At 42.9% G+C, this 22521-nt stretch carries 23 protein-coding genes and 1 pseudogene; 15 read left to right on the top strand and 9 right to left on the bottom strand.

What is annotated here, in order from left to right; genetic code table 11:
* Positions 1–181 precede the first annotated feature (181 nt).
* Positions 182–373, top strand: coding sequence for a hypothetical protein (locus V7K48_RS19830; protein ID WP_335074916.1), 192 nt, complete (start codon positions 182–184; stop codon positions 371–373).
* Between the two features lie 110 nt (positions 374–483).
* Here V7K48_RS19830 and map read toward each other — a convergent pair whose 3' ends face one another.
* The 5 genes and pseudogenes from map to V7K48_RS19805 all read right to left on the bottom strand — a co-directional run bounded on the left by map (position 484) and on the right by V7K48_RS19805 (position 5871).
* Positions 484–1311, bottom strand: coding sequence for a type I methionyl aminopeptidase (gene map / locus V7K48_RS19825; protein WP_335074915.1), 828 nt, complete (start codon positions 1309–1311; stop codon positions 484–486).
* A 280-nt stretch (positions 1312–1591) separates the two neighbouring features.
* Positions 1592–1777, bottom strand: a pseudogene (locus V7K48_RS19820) (sulfocyanin-like copper-binding protein); the annotation flags it as partial.
* A 30-nt stretch (positions 1778–1807) separates the two neighbouring features.
* A complete protein-coding gene (locus V7K48_RS19815; RefSeq protein ID WP_335074914.1) occupies positions 1808–4633 on the bottom strand; it encodes a M16 family metallopeptidase in 2826 nt (941 codons plus the stop codon).
* A 142-nt stretch (positions 4634–4775) separates the two neighbouring features.
* Complete coding sequence (locus V7K48_RS19810; protein ID WP_335074913.1) at positions 4776–5219, bottom strand: VOC family protein; 444 nt, start codon at positions 5217–5219, stop codon at positions 4776–4778.
* A gap of 142 nt (positions 5220–5361) precedes the next feature.
* Entirely contained in the window at positions 5362–5871 is a 510-nt protein-coding gene (locus V7K48_RS19805) for a TIGR02652 family protein (RefSeq protein WP_442945058.1), read from the bottom strand.
* Between the two features lie 242 nt (positions 5872–6113).
* Here V7K48_RS19805 and V7K48_RS19800 point away from each other — a divergent pair, with 242 nt between their 5' ends.
* The 3 genes from V7K48_RS19800 (at position 6114) to V7K48_RS19790 (ending at position 8509) form a co-directional block, all read left to right on the top strand.
* Positions 6114–6641: a gamma carbonic anhydrase family protein gene (locus V7K48_RS19800; RefSeq protein ID WP_335074912.1), complete on the top strand. Its 528-nt coding sequence runs from the start codon at positions 6114–6116 to the stop codon at positions 6639–6641.
* A gap of 258 nt (positions 6642–6899) precedes the next feature.
* Positions 6900–7025 (top strand): photosystem II protein Y, encoded by a 126-nt coding sequence (locus tag V7K48_RS19795; protein ID WP_334689941.1) that lies wholly within the window; start codon positions 6900–6902, stop codon positions 7023–7025.
* Positions 7026–7198: 173 nt separating this feature from the next.
* Positions 7199–8509: a bifunctional folylpolyglutamate synthase/dihydrofolate synthase gene (locus V7K48_RS19790; protein ID WP_335074911.1), complete on the top strand. Its 1311-nt coding sequence runs from the start codon at positions 7199–7201 to the stop codon at positions 8507–8509.
* A 161-nt stretch (positions 8510–8670) separates the two neighbouring features.
* On the opposite strand, the gene V7K48_RS19785 is transcribed toward V7K48_RS19790, so the two are convergent.
* The 3 genes from V7K48_RS19785 to V7K48_RS19780 all read right to left on the bottom strand — a co-directional run bounded on the left by V7K48_RS19785 (position 8671) and on the right by V7K48_RS19780 (position 10673).
* The gene (locus V7K48_RS19785; protein ID WP_335074910.1) at positions 8671–8862 is read right to left on the bottom strand and encodes a DUF6887 family protein; all 192 of its coding nucleotides are present in this window, start codon (positions 8860–8862) and stop codon (positions 8671–8673) included.
* Positions 8859–9014: a DUF6888 family protein gene (locus V7K48_RS35080; protein ID WP_442949452.1), complete on the bottom strand. Its 156-nt coding sequence runs from the start codon at positions 9012–9014 to the stop codon at positions 8859–8861. Before V7K48_RS35080 ends, V7K48_RS19785 begins: the two co-directional genes overlap by 4 nt.
* A gap of 360 nt (positions 9015–9374) precedes the next feature.
* Positions 9375–10673: an ABC transporter substrate-binding protein gene (locus V7K48_RS19780; RefSeq protein ID WP_335074909.1), complete on the bottom strand. Its 1299-nt coding sequence runs from the start codon at positions 10671–10673 to the stop codon at positions 9375–9377.
* Positions 10674–10874: 201 nt separating this feature from the next.
* Here V7K48_RS19780 and pilM point away from each other — a divergent pair, with 201 nt between their 5' ends.
* The 4 genes from pilM to V7K48_RS19760 all read left to right on the top strand — a co-directional run bounded on the left by pilM (position 10875) and on the right by V7K48_RS19760 (position 16187).
* Positions 10875–11981 (top strand): type IV pilus biogenesis protein PilM, encoded by a 1107-nt coding sequence (gene pilM, locus V7K48_RS19775; RefSeq protein WP_335074980.1) that lies wholly within the window; start codon positions 10875–10877, stop codon positions 11979–11981.
* 4 nt (positions 11982–11985) lie between these two features.
* Complete coding sequence (locus V7K48_RS19770) at positions 11986–12762, top strand: PilN domain-containing protein (RefSeq protein ID WP_335074908.1); 777 nt, start codon at positions 11986–11988, stop codon at positions 12760–12762.
* Positions 12759–13523: a pilus assembly protein PilO gene (locus V7K48_RS19765; RefSeq protein WP_335074907.1), complete on the top strand. Its 765-nt coding sequence runs from the start codon at positions 12759–12761 to the stop codon at positions 13521–13523. Before V7K48_RS19770 ends, V7K48_RS19765 begins: the two co-directional genes overlap by 4 nt.
* A 219-nt stretch (positions 13524–13742) precedes the next feature.
* The gene (locus V7K48_RS19760) at positions 13743–16187 is read left to right on the top strand and encodes an AMIN domain-containing protein (protein ID WP_335074906.1); all 2445 of its coding nucleotides are present in this window, start codon (positions 13743–13745) and stop codon (positions 16185–16187) included.
* A gap of 425 nt (positions 16188–16612) precedes the next feature.
* Here the strand turns inward: V7K48_RS19760 and V7K48_RS19755 are convergent, their stop codons facing one another.
* Entirely contained in the window at positions 16613–17188 is a 576-nt protein-coding gene (locus V7K48_RS19755) for a Uma2 family endonuclease (RefSeq protein ID WP_335074905.1), read from the bottom strand.
* 279 nt (positions 17189–17467) lie between these two features.
* Here V7K48_RS19755 and V7K48_RS19750 point away from each other — a divergent pair, with 279 nt between their 5' ends.
* From V7K48_RS19750 to V7K48_RS19720, 7 genes are all read left to right on the top strand, one after another.
* Positions 17468–18112 (top strand): Uma2 family endonuclease, encoded by a 645-nt coding sequence (locus tag V7K48_RS19750; RefSeq protein ID WP_335074904.1) that lies wholly within the window; start codon positions 17468–17470, stop codon positions 18110–18112.
* A gap of 4 nt (positions 18113–18116) precedes the next feature.
* On the top strand, positions 18117–18347 hold the full coding sequence (locus tag V7K48_RS19745) for a DUF433 domain-containing protein (protein ID WP_335074903.1): 231 nt from the start codon (positions 18117–18119) through the stop codon (positions 18345–18347).
* Positions 18344–18523 carry a hypothetical protein gene (locus tag V7K48_RS19740; protein WP_335074902.1) on the top strand — a complete coding sequence of 60 codons (180 nt, stop codon included), beginning with the start codon at positions 18344–18346 and terminating at the stop codon, positions 18521–18523. The genes V7K48_RS19745 and V7K48_RS19740 overlap by 4 nt, the downstream gene beginning before the upstream one ends.
* Entirely contained in the window at positions 18508–18666 is a 159-nt protein-coding gene (locus tag V7K48_RS19735; protein ID WP_335074901.1) for a hypothetical protein, read from the top strand. The genes V7K48_RS19740 and V7K48_RS19735 overlap by 16 nt, the downstream gene beginning before the upstream one ends.
* Before the next feature lie 695 nt (positions 18667–19361).
* A complete protein-coding gene (locus tag V7K48_RS19730; RefSeq protein ID WP_010998076.1) occupies positions 19362–19646 on the top strand; it encodes an HU family DNA-binding protein in 285 nt (94 codons plus the stop codon).
* Positions 19647–19672: 26 nt separating this feature from the next.
* Entirely contained in the window at positions 19673–20842 is a 1170-nt protein-coding gene (gene cobD, locus V7K48_RS19725) for a threonine-phosphate decarboxylase CobD (protein WP_335074900.1), read from the top strand.
* Positions 20843–20979: 137 nt separating this feature from the next.
* On the top strand, positions 20980–22431 hold the full coding sequence (locus V7K48_RS19720) for a dihydrolipoyl dehydrogenase family protein (protein WP_335074899.1): 1452 nt from the start codon (positions 20980–20982) through the stop codon (positions 22429–22431).
* The last annotated feature ends 90 nt before the right edge of the window (positions 22432–22521 follow it).

The following is a 22521-nucleotide window of genomic DNA, read 5'->3' as shown; positions in this document are numbered from 1 at the left end:
GCAGACAGACACTACGCGAATACGTCTACGTTTTTTCATGATTTTGCGTAAGTCCTATTTAAGTCCTGTTAACAAAAATATGGCGAGTCAAAATACTCATCATTTCCCCAGGATTTGCAGTCGGAAAAAGTGGACTCCACTCACCAACCTCTGCAAATTGCAGGTTATGCAAGTGTGAATTATGCTAATCACCTCTCGACGAGAACCGATTACGAGAATTATGATAGATTATCTGCCAAAAATTGGATCTTCAGAAGCTTTAACAGCGATAGAAGCAGAGTTTGATTCCTCAACATTGCTAAAGCACTCCAAAGCATCAAACCAGCCGCTGCTGGCGAATTTATCAGCCTGTATGCAAGGGACTTCCTTCTAGATCAAAAAAAGTCCTACAACCTCTGCGAACCTTTGCTCAAAAAATAAAAAGGCAAATCGCCCTCTTTTGACGCTTCACCTCTGTTAACAACAGATCATTACAACTAACAATTACACTTTAGAACGGTCAGTCAAAATCTCATAACCAGTCTCTGTCACCAACACTGTATGCTCAAACTGAGCCGACAAAGAATTATCCACGGTGACTGCTGTCCAACGGTCAGATAATGTCCGCGTGTGTCTAGAACCCGCATTTAAAATTGGCTCAATTGCCAGCGTCATCCCCGCACGGAGTTTAACATTTGGCATCTCGCGGGTACGGTAGTTGAATACTGAAGGTTCTTCATGCAGGTTACGACCGACACCGTGTCCAGTGAATTCTTCGACTATACTAAAGCCGTTAACTTTCACATGGTCTTCAATTGCTCCAGCTAGGTCAAGTAAGTATACACCAGCCTTTACTTGTTCAATACCCTTATATAAAGCTTCTTCTGCTACACGAATTAATTTAGCAGCTTCTTGCGTCACTTCACCGACAGCAATTGAAATACAAGAATCACCATGAAAACCTTGGTAATAAGCTCCCGTATCTACTTTTAATACATCCCCTACGCGAATCACTTTCTTGGGACTAGGAATGCCATGCACTGCTTCATTGTTAATGCTGGAGCAGATAGAACCTGGAAAACCGTGATATCCTTTAAAACTAGGTGTTGCACCCATTTCGCGGATACGTTTTTCTGCATGAGCATCCAAATCAGCTGTTGTCATTCCTGGCTTTACTAGCTCGGAAATTTCTTTGAGGACAGTTGCCACAATTGTCGCTGATTGCCGCATGATATCAATTTCACGCGGCGATTTAATTTCAATTCCTCGGCGCTGTTTTTTCGATGTTGTAGGCTGAGTTGTTTGAGGAAGTAAGTTACTGAAAATGTTCATAGGAAATTAATAATTACTGGTGGCTCTGCCGCTGAAGTATCAATGCTTTCTCTAGATTACTTGAGAAATAATATCTATAATTTAAGTTGTTTTAATCCCTGATAGGGATTCTTCCAGTTTAGCCGCTAACGTATACAGAATAACACATTCGCGTACTCCTGATGTCTTGGACTTGAATCAAATACGCCATAACTTATTTTTCGCTGCACACTATAGCACTTAGTTTAATCATCTTTAATTGCAACATTATATAGATGCCAAATACTGAGTCAAATAATTTTTAATTCCTGATGGCAATCTCTCCAGTTATCCCTGCTTCCGTATGTCCCAGTATTGGACAACGCAAGCCATAAGTGCCAGATTTCAGGGGTACAAATACCCATTCTGCTTCAGCACCTGGCTTGAGTTCTAGTTCGTGAATGGCTCCTTTGATTTCTACTTTGCCTGCTTGGACTTTTTGTGTCCAGTTTATATTATCCATGCCCAGTGCCCATCTCTACCTAATGCTTTTCTCTGCTAATACAGATGGCCCAGCAGTGACAACCACGATTTGATCTGGGTGGAGTAACTCACGAGCCGCTTGATTAACTTGGTCAAGAGTGACTTTCTGGATTTTATCAGTGAAGGAGTGCAATTCTCCTTTATCTAGTCCGTACACCTCATTCATCAGAATTTTATCTGTTAATTCTTCTGGGTTTGCCAGGGAAACGTTGTAGTTACTGATGAAGGTGCGTTTAGCTGTTTCTACTTCCAGGGCAGTGACACCTTGTTGATGGATTTGCTGTAGTATTTGGCGGGTACTAGCGATCGCTTTACTGCTATCTTCTGGACTAGTTTGCATCTCAATCATAAATATGCCTGCATTCTTCCCGGTTTGGAAGGAGCTATAAATTCCATAACTCAAACCTTGGCGATCGCGCACTTCTGCACCTAGTCTACTGGATAGGGTATCGCCTCCCAAAATCTGGTTCAATACTAAGGCTGCATGAAACCGAGGATCATAACGGTTAATACTTGTGTAACCCATATAAGTAACAGCTTGGGCTTTACCTGGTAAAACTGGGTTGACACTGACCATTTTCTTCAGCATTGGCACCGTGGGATATTTTAATGTTGGTGCTTGGCCGCTAACTTCCCAGTTACCAAACTCATTTTTAATCAGCGATCGCACTTTGTCTAGATCAAAATCTCCTACCAGCGCTAGCACTGTCGTGTCTGGACGATAATGTTTAGCTTTGAAATCAATCACATCCTGGCGCTGAATCTGCTGTAAACTCTCCTCTGTAGGAAAGGTGTGTAAGGGATGTTTTTTCGGGTAAATTGACTGAACAAATATTCTTCTGGCTACTTCTGATGGCTCATCTAATTCCAGTTGCAGATCACTTAAACTTTGTTGGCGATGCAGTTCCAACTCCTTGACTGGAAAGGTACTATTTTTCACAACATCTGCCAATATCTTAAGGATTATCGGCAAATCCCCTGCTAAACTATCACCTTCGATATGCACACCTTCGCGGTAGACTTCAAAGTTTAGACTCGCTCCTCGTTCTGCCAAGACTTTGGCAATAGTTAAGACATCCTTGCTCTTAGTACCATTTAGCAAATTCTCTGCTACAAAAGCAGCCAGTCCCGCTTTCTTCTCTGGATCAAATTCTGTCCCGGCTTGAATGTGGCCGCTCAGGGTGACGGTGGGAGTACTATTATCAGGTAACAGTAATATTCGCAGTCCGTTGGTAAATTTGAATTCCTGTGGTAAGACTCGTGCGATTGCATCTGTAGTCAAATCCACAGGCGGTAAGTACTTCCCTACCTCAGAAGGAAGCACAGGTATGCCAAAAGAGAAATTTTCTGTAGTTTGGGCTGAGTCTGGTTTGTCACTAATCCCTGTTATCCGCTTTTGGGTTGGTTCAAAAAAGCCTACTGTCCGGGCTTCTTTTGTGAGGTATTTGTTAATCACAGCAACAACATCCGTCGGCTTCACCAGACGGACAGCTGCTAAATAGCGGTCTGTGTAGCGATAATCACCAGCAGTTGTCTGATCATTGCCCAATCGCATCGCTTGAGAAGTGATATCACGGTTACTCAAAATTACATCTGCTGTTAATTGGGTTTTGGCTCGTTCTACTTCCTCAGATGTCACGCCTTTTTCTGCTAGATTGGCGATCGCACTACTTAACACTGAGTCAATTTTTTTCAAATCTTGTTTAGATCCAGCCGTCACCAACACCTCATACCAGCCAGATTCTCGCAAACTGGTAACGGATGCTGTAACTTCACTAGCTAAACCTGATTCCACTAATACTTGATAAAGGCGAGAATTCCGTCCCTCTGTCAAGATATAATCCATCACATCTAGCGCAGGCACATCCGGTTGATTCACATCCGGTAGCGGATACACAACTTGTAACAGCCGCCCTGCTCCCGGTTCTCGCAACACTATGGGAGTTCTGAGTGAGGTAGATGGGGTAAAAACATTTTTACTCCTAACTCCTAACTCCTCACTCCTCACTTTTTTTGGTAATTTCCCAAATACTTCTTTAATTGTTTCGAGGGTATTTGCAGTTTGAAAATCTCCAACAATCACTAAGACGGCATTATCAGGACTGTAAAAGTTGCGGTAATATTTTTGTACCTGCTCAACTTCAAATTTTTCGACATCAGCTTTGGTGCCACCCACAGGCAACCCATAAGCATGATTGGGAAACACTGCCTGCATGACGGCGCGGTTGAGACGATATTCAGGACTATTTTCGTAACCCTGCAACTCGGAAATTACCACCCGCTTTTCACTCGCCAGTTGCTCTGGCTCAATCTGGGAATTTTGCATTCTGTCTGCTTCCAGCACTAAGAGCGCTTTCAGCTTGTTTCGTTCTACAGTACCGTAATATGCAGTTTGGTCATAGCTGGTAAAAGCATTGGAATCACTACCTAAAGCACTAAATAAACGTCCAAATTGAATCGGACGATTATTTGTACCTTTAAACATCATGTGTTCTAACTGGTGAGCAATACCATTTGTGCCCGGTTCTTCGTCGCCTGAGCCAACCTTGTACCATACCTGCACCGTCACCACTGGTGCAGTATGCACTTCCTTTGTCAGGACAATTAGACCATTCTCCAGCACTGTCTTGCGGACATTTTCTATCAGTGTTGAGGGCATTATTGTTTTTGCTAGCAAGGTTGACTGGTATTTTTCTTTGTTAAATATGGCTGCATGTTTGCTATGAGCAGGTTGATCACTCAACAAAAAAACCGCTACTAGCCATAAGCTAAAAAATAATAATGACAAGGGATATTTATAAAATCTGAAAAATCTATACATGTATTTAGCACATATATCTGTAAATTAAGTTACATAGTTATTTTGGAAAGTGACCAGAGTTTAATTTGGCAAAAAAATCTGTTACCTCAGCAACAATACAGAAAAACAATATATTAGCAACAAAGGTAATAAAAAAGCTAAATTATGAGAGTTTTGCTAAAACTCGAATAAATTCCAGAGGTAAGCCATCGGTATCGGCGATGAAAGCCACTTCGTAAATGCGATCGCCTATTTGCTGTTGTGTCGGTTCTAAAAGTACCTTCAAAGGTTGTAATTCTTCGGGTTGACTCTCAGCAGCAAGTAACACACGTTCTTGTAAATTTGTCAACCAGCTAGGTAAATCTGGTGTAATCTCAGTTAAATCGAACGAGAGATGATAGTATCCCACATAATGTTCGTCAGCAAATGCATCTGGGGCTGGTTTTGGTTCGGGAATTTGGATCAGTTCAATTCTGCCGCCCAATCCTTCCATCCAGCAAGCCAGAGTGTAGCCTGTAGTAAAGCGTTCCGAAATTGTAAACCCTAAATATTCATAGAAAGCGATCGCTCGATGAATATTTGCAGTCCGAATAGAAGCGTGGTGCATAACAAAAGTTAGGAATTGTGAGTAAAGTTAGGAGTTATGAATTATGAGTTATGAATTGAATTTAACTCCTAACTCCTGTACAGACGCGATTAATCGCGTCTGTACTCCTAACTGCTAACTTTTAATGATTTAACCCCTAACTTCACTCAAATAACCTGAAATAGGGGTAGCGTACAGGGACGCCAGGCTCTTTTTCTAAGTCAAAATTAATCACTTCCCAACAGGGATCTTCTGAGGTATCAGGGCTAAACTCCACGGGTAAGCCATACAAACGGGCAGATGTAGCTTCCGGCACTCCTGAACGCCAAGGTGTGCTGCGTTCTAAGTAGCCACTCATTAATTCCTGATAGCGTCGAGCAATAATCACTCTTGTTGCTCGATAGCCTTGGGTATAAAGCTTATCTAATGCTTCGTGAATTTCAAACCGAATACCATCGGGATGAGTATGCTGTCTATACCATTCATTATTCCACCTCCGCCAATGACGCCCCGATTGCAAATGGATTAACTCTCCATTTTTAGGATTAGCTTCAAACGCGCCATGACGTGGACACAAATAGGTATCTGTTAGTGTCAGCGCCGGAATAGTCTGGCGACAATGGGGACACTGTATTTCAGGCCCAAACATCGGGTACTGCAAGCCTGGATTCATCATGAAGTGCGTACAAACATAATTTTGTCTTCACCAGCACTAGTGGGTTGGATTATACACTTCGGCTCTGCCACTTTGGGTTACTTGCTCACAACTGCACAGACACGGAGTTGCAGCAGGAACATAGTTAACTAGTGTTTTCCTCAGCGTAGAGGCTTGACGTGTGATATCCTGGTTGTGCAACCAGCCTCAAAGGTTGGAGTTTCTCTAGTGTTCCTGGGTACCATAATTAATATTCTATCGTGTCTACCGCTTCTTACTGGATATCTCCCGATTTTTCTGAAGCTGCCTTCATCGCAGCCAATGCTATTGTTATGGGTTCGGTAAATATCGCAGCAGGGGTAAGCATTTGGTATGGAGCAGTGGTTAGGGGAGATGTTGAACGCATTGAAATAGGCGAATGCACAAATATTCAGGATGGAGCAATTCTACATGGTGATCCTGGTTTTCCGACAATCTTAGAAGATTATGTTACCGTAGGGCATCGCGCTGTAGTACATTCCGCTTACATTGAGCGTGGAAGTTTGATTGGCATTGGCGCAGTGATTTTAGACGGGGTACGAGTGGGTGCTGGTAGCATTATCGGTGCTGGTGCAGTGGTAACTAAAAATGTACCACCTCTGTCCCTAGTTGTCGGTATTCCTGGGAAAGTGTTACGGCAAGTAACAAACGTTGAAGCCGCAGAACTGATTGAACACGCTAAACGTTACCAAAAGTTAGCTTTAGTTCATGCTGGTAAGGGTACTGATATCGGCTTTAGCAAGTCTTAGGGAGTGGGGAGTAGAAAGGCAGGGGGAGCAGGGGGAGCAGAGGGGACAAGGGGGAATTATTGAACAAGTGTCTCCCTTGTCTCCCCCCTCTCCCTTGTCTACCTTGTCTCTTCTCCATGCCCCATCCCTAATGCCCAATATTCCATAATATAAATATTCTTTACATATGTAGTTGGAAAAATTGCCCACTTCAGCTAAAAATAAAAATGAGAGCAGTTGACAAAACTTTAATTTCTACTTAAAAGAGGGGTTCTAGATATGGATATCGATTTCCGTATAGCGATCGTTTTAGCACCAGTCGCCATTGCTGCTGGCTGGGCAGTGTTTAATATTGGCGCTGCGGCTTTAAGACAAATTCAAGGCTTTTGGGATAGAGAAGCCTAAATTCGCCTCAATATCATCACTCTTTAACCGACTGTTTATGATCACAGAGGCAGTCGGTTTTGTTCATATCGATTAATGGGGCATTGGACAATTCAATTTTGGATTTTGGATTAAATTTCAATCTAAAATCCAAAATCTAAAATCTAAAATTCTTACTCCCCACTCCCGCTTCTGTGGATATCGATTCTGTAATACAACCTCTTCAACGCTTTGGTGTCCATCTGGGACTCGATCGCATTGTCAACCTATTGGCAAATCTCGGTAATCCTCATCACCAAATCCCGGTAATTCACGTTGCTGGCACTAATGGCAAAGGTTCAGTCTGTGCCTATCTTTCCTCAGTACTTACAGAGGCTGGTTATTGTACAGGACGCTACACTTCTCCCCATTTAGTCAATTGGACGGAACGTATTTGTCTGAATGAACAGCCAATTTCCTCTGAGGAATTGAGCCAATTATTCCAAAAAGTCCAAGCGGCTATTCGCCCTGATGAAGAATCGGCAACTCAGTTTGAAGTAATTACCGCGGCAGCTTGGTTATATTTTGCCCAGCAGCAAGTCGATGTGGCTGTGGTAGAAGTCGGACTAGGAGGGCGCTTAGATGCTACCAATGTCTGCTTGGAACCCTTAGTTACAATCATCACTTCCATCAGCCGCGAACACTGGCAGCAACTTGGGCCTACCGTCTCTGATATTGCTAAAGAAAAAGCAGGTATTCTCAAACCTGGATGTCCAGTTGTAGTTGGGACATTGCCATCGGATGCAGAAAAAGTTGTGCGATCGCGTGCTTTAGAATTAAAATGTCCGATTTTTACACCTCAACCCGCCCGTCAACTAGCCTCTGGATGGGCAGAGTATCAAACAATTCAAAATTCAAAATTAATTAAATATCCGTTACCATTAGCGGGACAGATTCAATTAACTAATTCAGCTTTGGCTTTAGCTACTTTAGAAATTCTCCAAAAACAGGGTTGGCAGATTTCTGAAGAAGCCATAATTAACGGTATGGCAAAAACTGAATGGCCAGGGCGGATGCAATGGACTACCTGGAAAAACCATAAATTATTACTTGATGGCGCTCATAATACCGCCGCTGCCCAAGTTCTTCGCCAGTATGTTGATAGTTTAGACGCAGTTAACCACAAGCCCGTCAATTGGGTTATGGGAATGTTTTCCGATAAGGATCATGCGGATATTTTTGCCGCCCTGCTGCGGCCAGGCGATCGCCTTTATTTAGTACCAATACCAGTAGAACCTTGGCCGGGTCGAACTTCTGCTGATCTACACGAATTAGCAAACCTAGCTCACAGCCTCTGTCCAAAATTAAGCGATCGCCAACTACATCCAGATTTATTCACAGCACTGGAGACCGCAACCTCAACCGCTACCACAGACGATTTAATTGTTTTGTGTGGTTCACTTTATTTAGTAGGCGATTTTTTACTGAGATCAAAGGAGGTGAATCGAAAGAAGTTTATTCACTAAAGGTGGCAGAGGACGTACTGTATGTAATTGGCAAAAAAGTTAGATAAAGAACAACGGGCAAGGTTGGTCAGGCTGTTGTTTGACGATTTTTTAAGTGACAATAAATTAAGTGATTTTCGGATTGCAGAGCATCCTAAAAAATTTTTCAGGATGTTTTACCGCTATCTTTGACCCTGGTTGACTCTCCTTTCTAATTCAGCCTTAGCCTCTTCAATTGACATTGGCTGTGGATTTGGATTGGCTGCGTGCAAACAATCGACATAAGCGTGAAATACTTCACTGTTGTTAAGATTTTGCAACACGTAAGCTCGTAACTCGGTATCAGTCATATGTGCAAAGTTGGGTTGTGTCATTTTGTAACTACCTCTTTGTTGGAATAAATTTCTATTTCTATTGTGTCTCCTACCAACATCACTATACGTTTTGTCCTTTCGTCCATCCGCACTAAGTTAATTGGTCGAAGCAAATTGCTCATTCTCACCGACATTCGGTAAAAGCTTCGCAATTATTCTATTGTTGGTTCCAATTCGACCTCCATGCTTGGAACGTGAAAGAAATTAGAGCTAATTTGTGCATTATCGACCCGTTGCGATCGGGTTGTTAGTTTTATTCAGTTTTTAACCTAGATTCCGCACTTCGTTTTATAGTATACAAATACTACAAAATTTGGACTAATGGTAGTTGAATCGCGATGTCTAGGACGGGCTACGCCTACACCAAAAGCCTAGAATATATCAGTGTTAATATTTAACGTTAAAAACGGTTTTTTGTAGTATTTCTTGAAGATTAAAAATGGTGAGTAGGGAATAGGGAGTAGGGCATGAAGAAAACAAGGAGGAATTTTTCCCATGCCCAATGCCCAAATTTATCTTTGATTCCACTCTTGCGCTGCATCTTCTACAGCTTTATCTACAGTTTTATCCTCTAACATTGCTGCTTGCAAGTTCTCGTAAACTGCCTTTTGCAGTTTGTTAAAATCCTTCAAAGTAGGGGTTAATATTTCTGCATGTTGCAGTTCTTTAGCACTGATAACTCGCGCTTTTTCTATTGTTGAAGCATTGGCTGGAACATCTTTAAAGTAACTATCAGACAATGCTTTGACTGTAGAAGGTAGGACATTTGCAGCTTTAGCAAAGGCTAACTGATTTTCGTCATTGGTAACAAATAAAGCAAACTTAACAGCGCTGTCTGGTTGTTTGCTCTCGCGGGGAATAACTATGTTCATCACCGCGACATTTTTCTTACCTGTGTCACCAGTGAGTTGAGGTGCTATTTCCGAAGCTTGAGCAATTTTTGGGGCATTATTAGCGATCGTTTTCAGAAACTCTGGCCCAGAAGCTAAAAACGCAGTCTCTCCAGATTGGTATAAATCGATCGCGTGGCGATGTCCTTGGGTCAAAGCTTCTTTCGGAAGCAACCCTTTTTTATACAAGTCTACCCAATACTGAAACGCTGCTTTCCCTTGTGCTGAATTAAACGCTGCTTTCCCTTGTGCATTTATTAGGGTGACTCCCATTTGCACGAAAGATTCCAGCACTTCACCGGAATCTTGCGGTACGAAAGTCACAAAAAAGGCATATTTCCCAGTCTTATCTTTAATTTGTTGGGCTGCTTGTGCCAATTCTGCGTAAGTTGCGGGTGGTTTATTGATACCTGCCTGTTTTAATAAATCAGTGTTATAAATGGTTAGCCTTGTGGTGAGATACCAGGGAACCCCAAAACTCTTGCCATTGAGCGTGCTTGCTTCCCAGATATTCGGTAGATAGGAGGAACGTACATCGTTTGGGACTTTCGCATCCAAATCTAACCAGGCATTTCGTCCGGCAAGTTGGGAAGCGAAACCCGGATTGAGGTTAACTACATCAGGTGGCGTTTTTGCTGAGACAGCTGTTAAAATTTTGTTCTCCATCGCTGCCCAAGGTACATCAACCCAGTTAACCTTTATACCTGGATTTTGTGATTCAAAATTCGCAATTAGGCTTTTGAAGTAGTCGCTAAATTGAGGTTGGAGTTGCATCGTCCAAAACTCAACAGTTGCCACTCTGGAAGTAGCTTGTTTTGTACCTGTACTAACATTACCTGTGCTGCAACTTACAATCCAACTGGTTAGTAAGCCAAGCAGTGCCAAAGCAACAAGTTGTTTAAATTTTCGTAATTGAATCATTTTCCCAGTATTTTTACGCTTGCTCAGTGTGAAAAGCTTAGGCAGAATTGTCGAGGTTATCGGCTAAATAAATTACCTAGCACAAAGTCAGTTTTTTAGTATCATTTAAATTTCCAATTTAGCAGTCCAGCGGGCACAACTGTGGTAAAAAGTTTCACTAGTCTGTTTGGCAAATCGAATAAAGGGGCCGGCATTGAACTTGTGGTAAAAAGCTTCAATGGTCTGTTTGGTAAATCGAATAAAGGGGTTGGCATTGAACTTGCCCCCGAACGGGTAAATATAGTTCAGTTACGCAAGCAGGGTCAAGGCTTGAAACTAGAAACCTTTACATCGGTAGCAGTTCCAGAAGGCATAGTTACCGATGGTCAAATTAACGACCCTCCAGCAATGGCGCAATTAATCCAGCAGGGGCTAGCTGAGAGCAAAATCAAAACTTCTCGTGTTGCCACTGGTGTACCAGGGCGAGATTCCATCGTTCGGATCATACCAGTGCCAGCAGAGTTAGATGACAAAGAACTGCGAGAAATGGTGCTGAACCATGAAGCAGGTTTGTATTTACCCTATCCTCGTGAAGAGGCTGATGTCGATTATCAGAAACTTGGGTATTTTGTAGATGAAGATGGCATTGAAAAAGTACATGTACTCCTAGTAGCCACCCGCAAGGAGATAACGGATACCTATATAAATACATTCGAGCAAGCAGGATTAGAAATCGATGTTTTAGAAATTAACAGTTTTGCTCTGATTCGGACTATTCGCGATCAACTACGACAATTTGGACCGCAAGAAGCAGCAGTACTAGTTGATATAGAGTTCGATAGTACAGAAATTGCCATCATCGTTAACGGAGTGCCGCAATTTTCGCGCACAGTCCCAATCGGCACTTATCAAATGCAAACTGCCTTAGCAAGGACAATGAGCTTACCCACATCACGAGATATGGAATTGTTACACGGAATGATTATTCCCCCAACTCTTATAGACGGTGGGAAAACCGGCGTTACCGAACTCGATCCTGGTATGGCAGCCATATTGCGAGTATTGGGCGAACTAACAGATGAACTGCGCCGTTCCATCGATTTTTACCTCAATCAAAGTGAAAATTTGGAGGTAGCGCAGATTTTATTAGCTGGGCCAGGAGGTGGACTCCAACAGCTAGATGAATTTTTTACCCAACGATTGAGCTTGCCAACCACCCAAATAGATCCAATCGGGGCTTTGTCCTTGGAAGTTGACACTGATAAATATCCACAGGTACAACGCTCTGGCTTGGCGATCGTACTTGGCTTAGGAATGCGGGAGGTGTGAGAAAATGTACAGTTTAGATGTTAACTTTCTTAAAGATCGCCCAGCATACCAGAAAAAGCCTGAGAGAAAGGGAGGAATAGCCCTAAACTTTCCTACGGGAAATCTGACACCAGTCTATGTGGGAGTTGCACTAGGTGTAGGTCTTCCAGCTTTATTGGGAGTTGGTTGGTGGTTTTTGCAAGGAAAGATTGTTGAATTAGAAGGGAAAGTAGCACAACTAGACCAAGAAAGCAAGAGATTAGATACAGAAATAGGAAATATCAATAAAATCAAAGCTGAGACGAATGCAATTAAAGGGCAAACGCAAGCTTTAGTGACTGTATTTGACCAGATTCGTCCTTGGTCAGCAATGCTGCAAGATTTGCGCGATCGCACCCCAGCGGCAGTGCAAATCGAGAACATCAAGCAAATCCCACCCATTGCGGCAGTGGCAGGTCAGCCAGCAAACAATCCCGCCGGTGGATTAGAAATTACCGGATTGGCTCGTTCTTTTAACGATGTCAATGATTTCTTATTGAGTTTACAACAGTCTCTGTTTTTGAAGTCCACAGAAAGCAGAATTGTGACAGCAACATTAGTAGATGCTCCCTTAATACCAAGTATGGGTCAACCTACTCCTGGTGTAATAATTAAGCCACCGCAAGTAGTGAAATATACTATTCAATCGAGCATGAGCGATGTTCCAGCTTCGGAATTAATTCGGGAGTTGGAAAAAAAAGGCACAGTGGGGTTAGTGACTCGAATTCGTAATATGCAACAAACAGGAGTCATTCCAAAATGACGCTGAGTGATGATTTAAATTTTGCCGAACATGGTGGGGAATTCGATCAGGCAACGCCATCACCACCCGTGGTCTTTGGTATTGCCTTCACACCAAAAATTATTGGGATCTTGGTGGGGGTAATTGGTTTAGCGGGAGCAGCTTATATATTGTTAAACCTGCTAATGCCAGCTTGGGAAAGCTATCAGCAGCAGCAAGCCAAAACCTCCGAACTGCAAGCGCAAATTGAGCAAAAAAAAGCGAATCTTAAACAGATTGATCAAGTTAAAGACGAACTAGCACAGGCAAAGCAACAAAAAGTTCAGGTTTTAGGTTTATTTGCTAATGAAAAAACCTTAGATACATTGCTGTTGGATATCAACCGTTTAATTGACTCTGGCAATACTCCAACTTCTATTAATGCAGTGAGAGCCAAACTGAAGAAATTTGTGCCAGTTTCCCAAAAACCAGAACCGATTACCGATGGAAGTCTAGGACTACAGGTTGACGGTAAGCTGCAACGCAGTAGTATTAATGCTGAAATTACAGGAACTTATGAACAAACACAATCGATAATTCGTAACATTGAGCGGTTACAGCCTTTGTTAATAGTTAAAGATTATCAAGCAACTTTGGCTCCTGTAGAGTCAAGATCCCTATTAGATAAAACGCCGATGCAGGTAGGCCCAGCAGCGATTGATACATCATTCCAGTTGCAGGTATTGATGCCACTTAGTCCAGAAGAAATAGCCGCAGCAGCTAAAACTGCCCCGAAAAAGTAGTTAGGAGTTAGGAGTAGAGACGCGATTAATCGCGTCTGTACAGGAGAGACGCGATTAATCGCGTCTGTACAGGAGTTATGAATTGTGAAATAGAGTTATGAATTGTGAGTTATCATTCCTCATTCTTAACTCCTCACTCCTAACTTTTAAAACTCAGCACTCATAGCCAACTACTCAAAATTGTTTGTAAACAAGGTTTTATTAGGTGAGGAATGAACTGTGAAACAGCTTCACGGTAATAGTTTTATATTAGGTACTGCCGCTTTTGTATTTTTGGCGGCTCAACCAGTTTGGGCACAAATTAGTCAAGTTACTAATGTACAGTTAAATCCAGTTAATCGTGGAATTAATGTTACTTTGAAAACTTCTTCAGGGTCGCGCCCCCAAGTTTTCACTACAAAAAGAGGTAAGGCTTTAGTTGCAGATATTATCAATACTCAATTACGATTACCACAAGGTAATAGTTTTCGTCAAGATAGCCCAGCACCAGGAATTGCCTCTGTTGAGGTTAATCAGCTTGATGCCAATAGTATTCGGGTGACGGTAACTGGCAGCAGCAACGTACCTAACAGTCAACCGCTGGTGCGATCGCAAAATGGAATTACACTCAGCTTTAGCCCATCCGCAGGCACTATAGCATCAGCACCAACGCCAATAGCACCAACATCCACAGCACCACCTGCTACTACTCCAGCCCAACCTGGTCAAAAGCCAGGTGTTCTCGTTCCCAACCCAGAAATCACCATTAACGGCCAACCAGCACAAGCTGCTGGGTCAGGTCAACCTCTGAGTCAGGCTCCACCTTTCTTACCTAGAGCCGTCGCCCCACCAGTGGGAGATATTGCTATTTCTGCTACCGATGCTTCTCCTAGCAGCATTGACTTAGGAACTCAGGAACGTGTACCCCGCTTAGTATTGCGAGATGCACCCGTGCGTGAGGTTTTGTCACTGCTTGCTCGTGCTGCTAATTTGAACTTGGCTTATATCGGAGGAGAGCAAGCTGCTGGAGGTAAAGAAGGTGCTGCTACTAATGCACCAGCAACCTCTCAAACAATCTCTCTAGATATAGAAAACGAGCCAGTGCAAGATGTATTTAACTACGTCTTGCGCTTGAGTGGTTTAGAGGCTAACCGCAGTAATCGCACAATTTTTGTTGGGCCTAAACTACCTAATTCCACCCGTGACATGATTATGCGTAGCCTGCGGCTTAATCAGGTCACGGTCGATGTTGCTCTGAACTTTTTGGTCGGTTTGGGGGCAGAAAGTGCTGTCAGCCGAGAACGGCAAGTTACCAGCGTTAGTGCCATACCCGTGGGTACTGGGGTTGCTCCTATCACCCAAAGTCAGACGACCACGGAAACCAAAATTGAACGTCTAACCCTTGAGGACTCTAAATACACAACGCCTTTACTCCGAGGTTTACAGGCATTAGGAGACCAGCGCACTAATTCTCTAACCTTGATTGGTTCTCCCAGACTAGTTGAGATGGCGATGGCTCAACTAACTCAGCTAGATATCCGCCGTCGTCAAGTGGTAGTCAATGTCAAGATTATCGATGTTAACCTCTTGAACACCCAGGACTACAACACTAGCTTTTCCTTTGGGGTTGGTAACAATTACTTCACTAATGATGGCGGTGCAGCATCTCTGAATTTTGGTGGTTCTAGACCAGCTACTAGAGCTGAAGCATCAACCAGTGTGACTAGTACACCAGTCATCCAAAATCCTGTTACAGGAACGCCTTTTGTTGACCCCAACACAGGCGTAGCTATTCCAGGAACTACTCCAGGTACGGTAGTAGTAAACGCAAACGGCAGCATCACTAGAGTTGCAAACCCAGGAAGTGCCACTTTCTATCAACCTACTGCGCCTACTGGCAACCCCCTACAACCAGGTTTCACTAATATCACCCCAGCAACCGATAACATCATTACAAGAAATGCTGATGGCACATCAAGTATTACACAAGGTACCCTTGGTACAGCTACTACAGCTTTGCCAAGTTTATTCCAGTTTCCTAAGCGTCTTCTCGCTAGCTTGCAGGCTCAAGTACAAAATGGCAACGCCAAGATTTTGACAGACCCGACATTAATTGTGCAAGAAGGTCAAACCGCTAATGTCAACCTGACTCAAGAAGTGGTAGGCAATATTAAAAGGGAAATCGTTCGCGATGCAAATCTTGCTACAGAAACGATTTCAGCGGAAAAAGACCGAGTAGGTTTAACCCTAGCTGTCAAAATTGAGCGGATTGACGATAATGGTTTTGTCTCTCTATCGGTAGCTCCCGTTGTCAAGGCACCCCAAGCTCCAGCTACCATAAATGTTGGCGGGGGTGGTAGCCAACAAATATTCTTGGTATCTGAACGCTCTCTTAATTCTGGATCGATTCGTTTAAGAGATGGTCAAACACTAATTCTCTCAGGAATTATTCAAGACGCAGACCGGACAACTGTCTCTAAGATTCCCATTTTGGGTGATCTTCCGCTGATTGGTTCGCTGTTTAGAAGTACAAACAGACAGAATCAGCGCAATGAGGTGATTGTGTTACTCACACCTCAAATTATGGATGACTCTGAGAACTCCTCCTACGGCTATAATTACACTCCCAGCCCAGAGGTGCGGCAAATTCTTGAGCGTCGGGGGTTGAAGCTTCCTGGTAGGTAATAAAAATAATGGCTAGGTAAGTCACCTCTGGCTCAAATCCTCGAACCTCTCCCTGCTTTGAACTAAAGTTCAAGTCTGTCCCTCTCGCCCGTCGGAGAGGGACGGTTTTGCATAGTAAAACTAGGGAGAGGTCTTTTGATTTAGCTAATTAGACAGACACTATATGAAGCGTTAAATTCACGTTAAATAGGAAAAACAATGATTTGAAAAAACATGATTTTTCAGCTTTTCAGCCAAGATTCAACAGATAATGTTCTGACTTGTTGAATACGTTGAAAGTCGCGATCATCTGAGACAATGGCAAGATTTTGTTGCAGAGCGATGCTTACGGCAGGCTACGCCAATGCAGCAATCCACAAGTCATTTTCACTAAAACCTAAATCAGTTATTTTAGTTTTGAGAACTGAAGTCTACACTACGAACTTTTACCAAATCAGTTGTATCTTGAGTACAAAACCAGGTAAAATATTTTCCCCGGAAATAGTTTGAGGAAATTTTAAAACTTCCACATTTTGTCCTGGACGATAAATTTCTACTTCTTGTTTTTTTGCGTTGAGCAACCAACCTAGACGACAACCATTTTCGATATACTCTTGCATCTTATTCTGAATTTTTTTTAAGCTGTCATTAGGTGAAAGGATCTCAATGACAAAATCAGGACATAGAGGAATAAACTTTTCTTTTTGTTCTTTAGTCAAAGCATCCCAACGAGATTTTTCCACCCAAGAAACATCTGGAGAACGGTCAGCACCATTTGGTAAAGTAAATCCAGTTGATGAATCAAAAACTTCGCCCAATTGATTTTCGTAGTTCCAGAACCATATTTGAGCATTAATAGTAGAATTACTTTTTCCTGTTTCTCCTCCCGTAGGTGGCATTATAATCAATTCTCCTTGGACATTGCGTTCTAATTTTAAATCGGGATTTTCTTCACACAATTGATAAAACTGCTCTCTTGTCAGTTTAATTACAGAATTGAGGTTTAATGTAAGTGCTGTCATAGGAGTATCTCCCCTTTTTGTTCACTGACTGGGCTACAAACCTATATCCATTTTGTTCTACACCACAATAAAAGGGGATGAAATGCTAACTTACAGCAATGCCGAAACTGACTGAGAGGTATTTCAAGCTAAAATTCGGCAGATTTGGGAATATCTTGTCAGGCAGGATGGCAATGGTAGTAGCCCTCCAGTGTAGCTGCGTTGGCGTAGCCCGCCGTAGGCATCGCGTTCAAAAAATCAAACTCATATCCTGGTAAATACCCAATGGAGAACTAAACTATGGTGGCAATAACAACATCCACAGAAAATAGGGTTTTACTCCAAAACATCAGCTGGCAAACATTTAAAACCATGCTGGCTGAAATGGGTTCAGAGCGAAACTCCCGATTTGCTTATGCCAATGGAACGATAGAAATTATGATCCCACAAATGCCACACGAGAACTCAAATCGCTTAATTGAAGTTTTTGTTGGTGTCCTGTGCGAAGAGTTGGGCCGGGAAATTAAACGTGCTGGTTCGCTAACTTTAACACGAGATGATTTAGAGCGAGGAGCAGAACCAGATAGTAGCTACTACATTCAAAATGAAGCGCTAGTTCGAGATAAAGAAAATATTGACATAGCGATCGACCCACCCCCAGACCTGGTGCTAGAGGTGGAATATTCCAGGTCTGCAATAGACAAGCTTAGGCTTTATGCTGCGATCGCAGTTCCTGAATTCTGGCGTTATAACGGCAGTGTGTTGCGAGTTTACACGCTTGCAGGTGGGCAATACTCAGAAGTCGAAACCAGCCCTACTTTTGCGCCTGTGTCGGTCAAGGAGATTCCTCGGTTTATCCAAGAAGCTAAAAAGAATGGAGAAATTGCTACTACCCGTGCTTTTCGGGCTTGGGTGCAACAAAAAATTTCTGGTGGGAAACAGTAAAATCATGACTAAAGCTACTCTAATGAGTCGAATTACGCAAAATCCTGGGCAATGTGGAGGTCACCCTTGTATTAGAGGAATGCGAATTCGTGTAAGTGATATTTTAGAAATGCTGGCTGAAAATGTGAGTCCATCTGAAATTTTAAAGGATTTTCCTGATTTAGAGCCAGAAGACATACAGGTTTGTCTGTTATTTGCCGCGCAACGCACAAACTTTCCTCGATTGACTGCATGAATATCTGGATTGATGCTCAACTACTTCCAATCTCGACAGTTTGGCTAAACAGCACTTTTGGAGTCAGTGCTACAGCTTTAAAAGATTTGGGCTTGCGAGATGCTCAAGATGTAGAAATCTTTGGTTGTGCGCGTGGGGCTTTCGCAGTGATTTTCTTGATTTGGCTTGTCGATTAGGGACACCTCCACAAATCCTTTGGATAACTTGTGGCAACGTCACAAATAGTAACCTCCGGCAGATTCTTACGGCTACATTTCCAGATGCTTTAGAACGTCTGCTACAAGGTGAAGTGATTGTAGAACTCAGGCCAGAAGCCTAGTGGCTGGTCGTCATCCGATTTTCAAAAATGCTTTGCAACCAATTAATCGGCTGTAGAGGAGTACATCTGTACGCCCCAACTCATGTATCTGTAGCAGGGATTTCGTAAAATAGTAAACTCTTCCACAAAAACCAAAGCATAATTAGGGCGCTCATGTTGCCCACCTCACAAGACTTTGATTAAATTTAGATATGCAAACTAGATGTGGAACAGCTGATCAGATATCGCTCTTAGAGCTAATATTCGTATTTTGATATTAAGGCAGGACGAAATATTTACTGAACTTATGACTATTTTTGAGAAAAATTGGTTAATCTCAGCAATAACTCTTCAACATCAGTAATTAATCATAACAAACACTAACCATCTCCCACCTCCCCACTTCCCTGTTTCCCTCGCAATCGCGGTATTTACTAGGTATTTTTTCCTAGTTTTGGGGTGGTTTTTAGGGAAACAACTACCCTAAAATTACAAAACATCCTGAAATCTATATAAATTAATGGTTTCATCTATCCACATCAGGCTACAACACCTTAGAATGATTCATTGAAAAGTCGAGCCGATGGGATGTACAGCCGTTTTGAGTAAAAATACTCCCAAAGGATGATTTTTGTATTTCTGCAAACAAAGATTTCAGTACAGATGTGTCAAGGTACATCCGTAAAGAATCTCAAGTAAACCTTCAGGAGTTTGACATGAACAAAGGCGAATTAGTTGATGCCGTAGCTGAAAAGGCTAGTGTTACCAAGAAGCAAGCGGATGCAGTCTTAACTGCCGCTTTAGAAACGATTATTGAAGCAGTTTCCTCTGGTGATAAGGTAACGTTAGTAGGATTTGGCTCATTTGAATCACGGGAACGTAAAGCCCGCGAAGGTCGCAACCCGAAAACAAACGAAAAGATGGAAATTCCTGCAACGAGGGTTCCTGCTTTCTCGGCAGGAAAACTGTTTAGAGAAAAGGTAGCACCCCCAAAAGCATAGGTTCTGTCTTAGGGAACCCTTTTTTAATGCGGCAACCTGCACACGGGGGAAATTTAGCCTGGGCAGCAGCACTGGCTGGCTGTTCCCCTGACGCTATTCTGGATTTTTCTGCTAGCATCAGCCCATTGGGGCCTCCAAACAGCGCGATCGCTGCAATTAAGTCCCAAATTGGTAATCTTAAGCACTATCCAGACCCAAATTATAGTGAACTGAGACTAGCTCTCAGTCACTTCCATCAATTGCCGCCTGAGTGGATTCTGCCGGGTAACGGCTCCGCAGAATTACTCACTTTGATCGGTAGGGAATTAGCTCAATTAGCCGCGACAATTTTAATAACTCCAGCCTTTGGCGACTACTACCGAACTCTGAGGGCGTACAACGCTAAAGTGCTGGAGTGTCCTTTGTCATTGGTGAGCCAGTGCGGTCTTCTCCCAAGGGGAGACGCTAAAAGCGATAGCGCAGCGTTAGCGAGTCCGCGAGCGTCTGGGGGTTTCCCCCATGAGCAACTGCGAACCCGAAGGGTGATTAATCATTGGTCATTGGTCATTGACAAAGGACAAAGGACAAAGGACAAAGGACTATTACTGAATAATCCGCACAATCCAACCGGAAAGCTATTTTCACGGGACTCTATTTTGCCCTACTTGGAGCAATTTGCTTTGGTTGTGGTGGATGAAGCATTTATGGATTTTGTGCCACCCAATGAGGAACAAAGCCTGATTCCGGTGGTGCAGGAATATGCGAATTTAGTAATATTGCGATCGCTGACCAAATTTTACAGTCTCCCAGGACTGCGATTAGGATATGCGATCGCCCACCCTGACTGTCTAGCTAAATGGCAGCTATGGCGTGACCCCTGGCCCGTAAACACGCTAGCGGCAGCAGCAGCAATTGCGGCACTCCAGGATACGGAGTTTCAGCAGCAAACCTGGGCATGGCTACCACCTGCACGAAACCAACTCTTTCAGGGTTTAGCTAAAATCCCAGGATTGCAACCCCAAGCAAGTGCTGCTAACTTTTTACTGGTTGAGTCCCAAAAGTCTACTTCGCAGTTACAGCAACAATTACTCAAGTATCACCAGATTTTAATCCGCGATTGCCTTAGCTTTAAAGAACTAGGCGATCGCTTTTTCCGTGTTGCTGTACGTTCTCAGTCCGATAACCAACGCTTACTAACAGCGCTAAAAGAAAGTTAGGAGTTATAAGTTAGAAGTTAGGAGTTATAAGTTGAAGAAGGGTTTTAATTCTTAACTCTTAACTTCTAATTCCTAATTCCTAACTCCTAATTCCTAATTCCTAACTCCTAATTTCTAACTCCTAACTCTAAATTCACGTGATCGTTGACTACGATGTCGTAATTATTGGCGGCAGTCTTGCTGGATACTACGCTGCCCTTGCTGCAACCCAACTACGTGCTACAGTTGCCCTGGTGGAACCTAAAGTAGACTATGAGTTTATTCATCACCATGCTCTTACCGAAATCGGTAAACTGGCGCAGAAGTTAAATGATGCCGCTAGTTTCGGTATTCATGCCATACACACTGATAGCTCAAAAGAATGCCACATATCTATGGCATGGCAAGAAGCGATGCTCTATGCTCAATGTGTCGCCTCAAATCTCCAAGAACAGCATTCTCCAGCCATCCTCGCTGCACGGGGAGTCGATGTCATCGTTGGTAGTGGTCAATTTCAATCTTCACCCCAACAGGCTTTTGCTATTAATAATCGCCTATTACGCGCCCGTACCTATTTGCTGGCCAGTGGTTCGCGTTCAGAAATTCCGGAGATTGAAGGATTGCAAGCCACTGGCTATCTAACCCTATCTAATATTTGGCAATCCTTAGAGGGAGCGACATTACCCAAAAATTGGGTAATTATCGGCGGTATTCCCCAAAGCATTGAAATCGCTCAAACTTTAGCGCGGTTTGGTTGCAGTGTGACGCTGGTAGTCAAGCATCCCTATCTTCTACCCCATCTTGACCCTGAGATAGCCATACTGCTTCAGGCGCAGTTGGAAGTCGAAGGTGTACGCGTCCTCACTGAAAAACCAGTAACTCAGGTGAAGCTAATTGAGGATAAAAAGTGGATTCAAGCAGGGGATAAGGCCATTGAAACTGATGAAATTTTAGTGGCAACTGGACAACAGCCAAATATTGAATCCCTAAATTTAGCAACAGTAGGCGTAAAATGGCATCGGCGTAGTTTAGTGGTGAATGATAAACTGCAAACTACTAACCACCGGATTTACGCTTGTGGTGATGTAATTGGTGGTTACGAATTTGCCAATATTGCTAATTATGAAGCAAAAATTGCCCTGAACAATGCACTTTTTTTTCCCAGGTTACGAGTAGATTATCGCTCTATTCCTTGGGCGATGTTTTCTGTACCGATGGTGGCGCAAGTGGGTTTGACAGAGGCTCAGGCAAAACGCCAATTTAGTCGAGATGAAGTTTTAGTTTTGCGACAGTATTTTAAAGCAGTGGCAGTAGCCCAACTTCGGGACGAAACCACTGGTATGTGTAAATTAATTGTGCTACGCAACGGCGAAATTTTGGGAGCTTCGATATTGGGAGCAGAAGCTGGAGAGTTGATTAATTTGATTGCTTTGGCAATGTCACAAAAAATTAAAGTCAAAGATTTAGCAAATCTATATTCCGTCTATCCTAGTTTCTCAGAAATTTTGGAACAAACGGCAAGAGAGTGGAGTAAGCAGAGGTTAAATAGCAATATTGCTTTGCAAGAGTTTTTAGAAGGCTTCTTCCATTTTCGTCGCAATTGGAATTAGGATTTACGCACTGAAGCCTGGAACCATGATCCCCCTAACGCCCTTTTGAAAGAGGGGAACGAGGAAACGAGGTAATCTTCCACAAATTTT

The sequence above is a fragment of the Nostoc sp. genome (assembly GCF_036919615.1).
Lineage (GTDB): Bacteria > Cyanobacteriota > Cyanobacteriia > Cyanobacteriales > Nostocaceae > Nostoc.
This window is presented reverse-complemented; position numbering and strand designations above follow the sequence as displayed.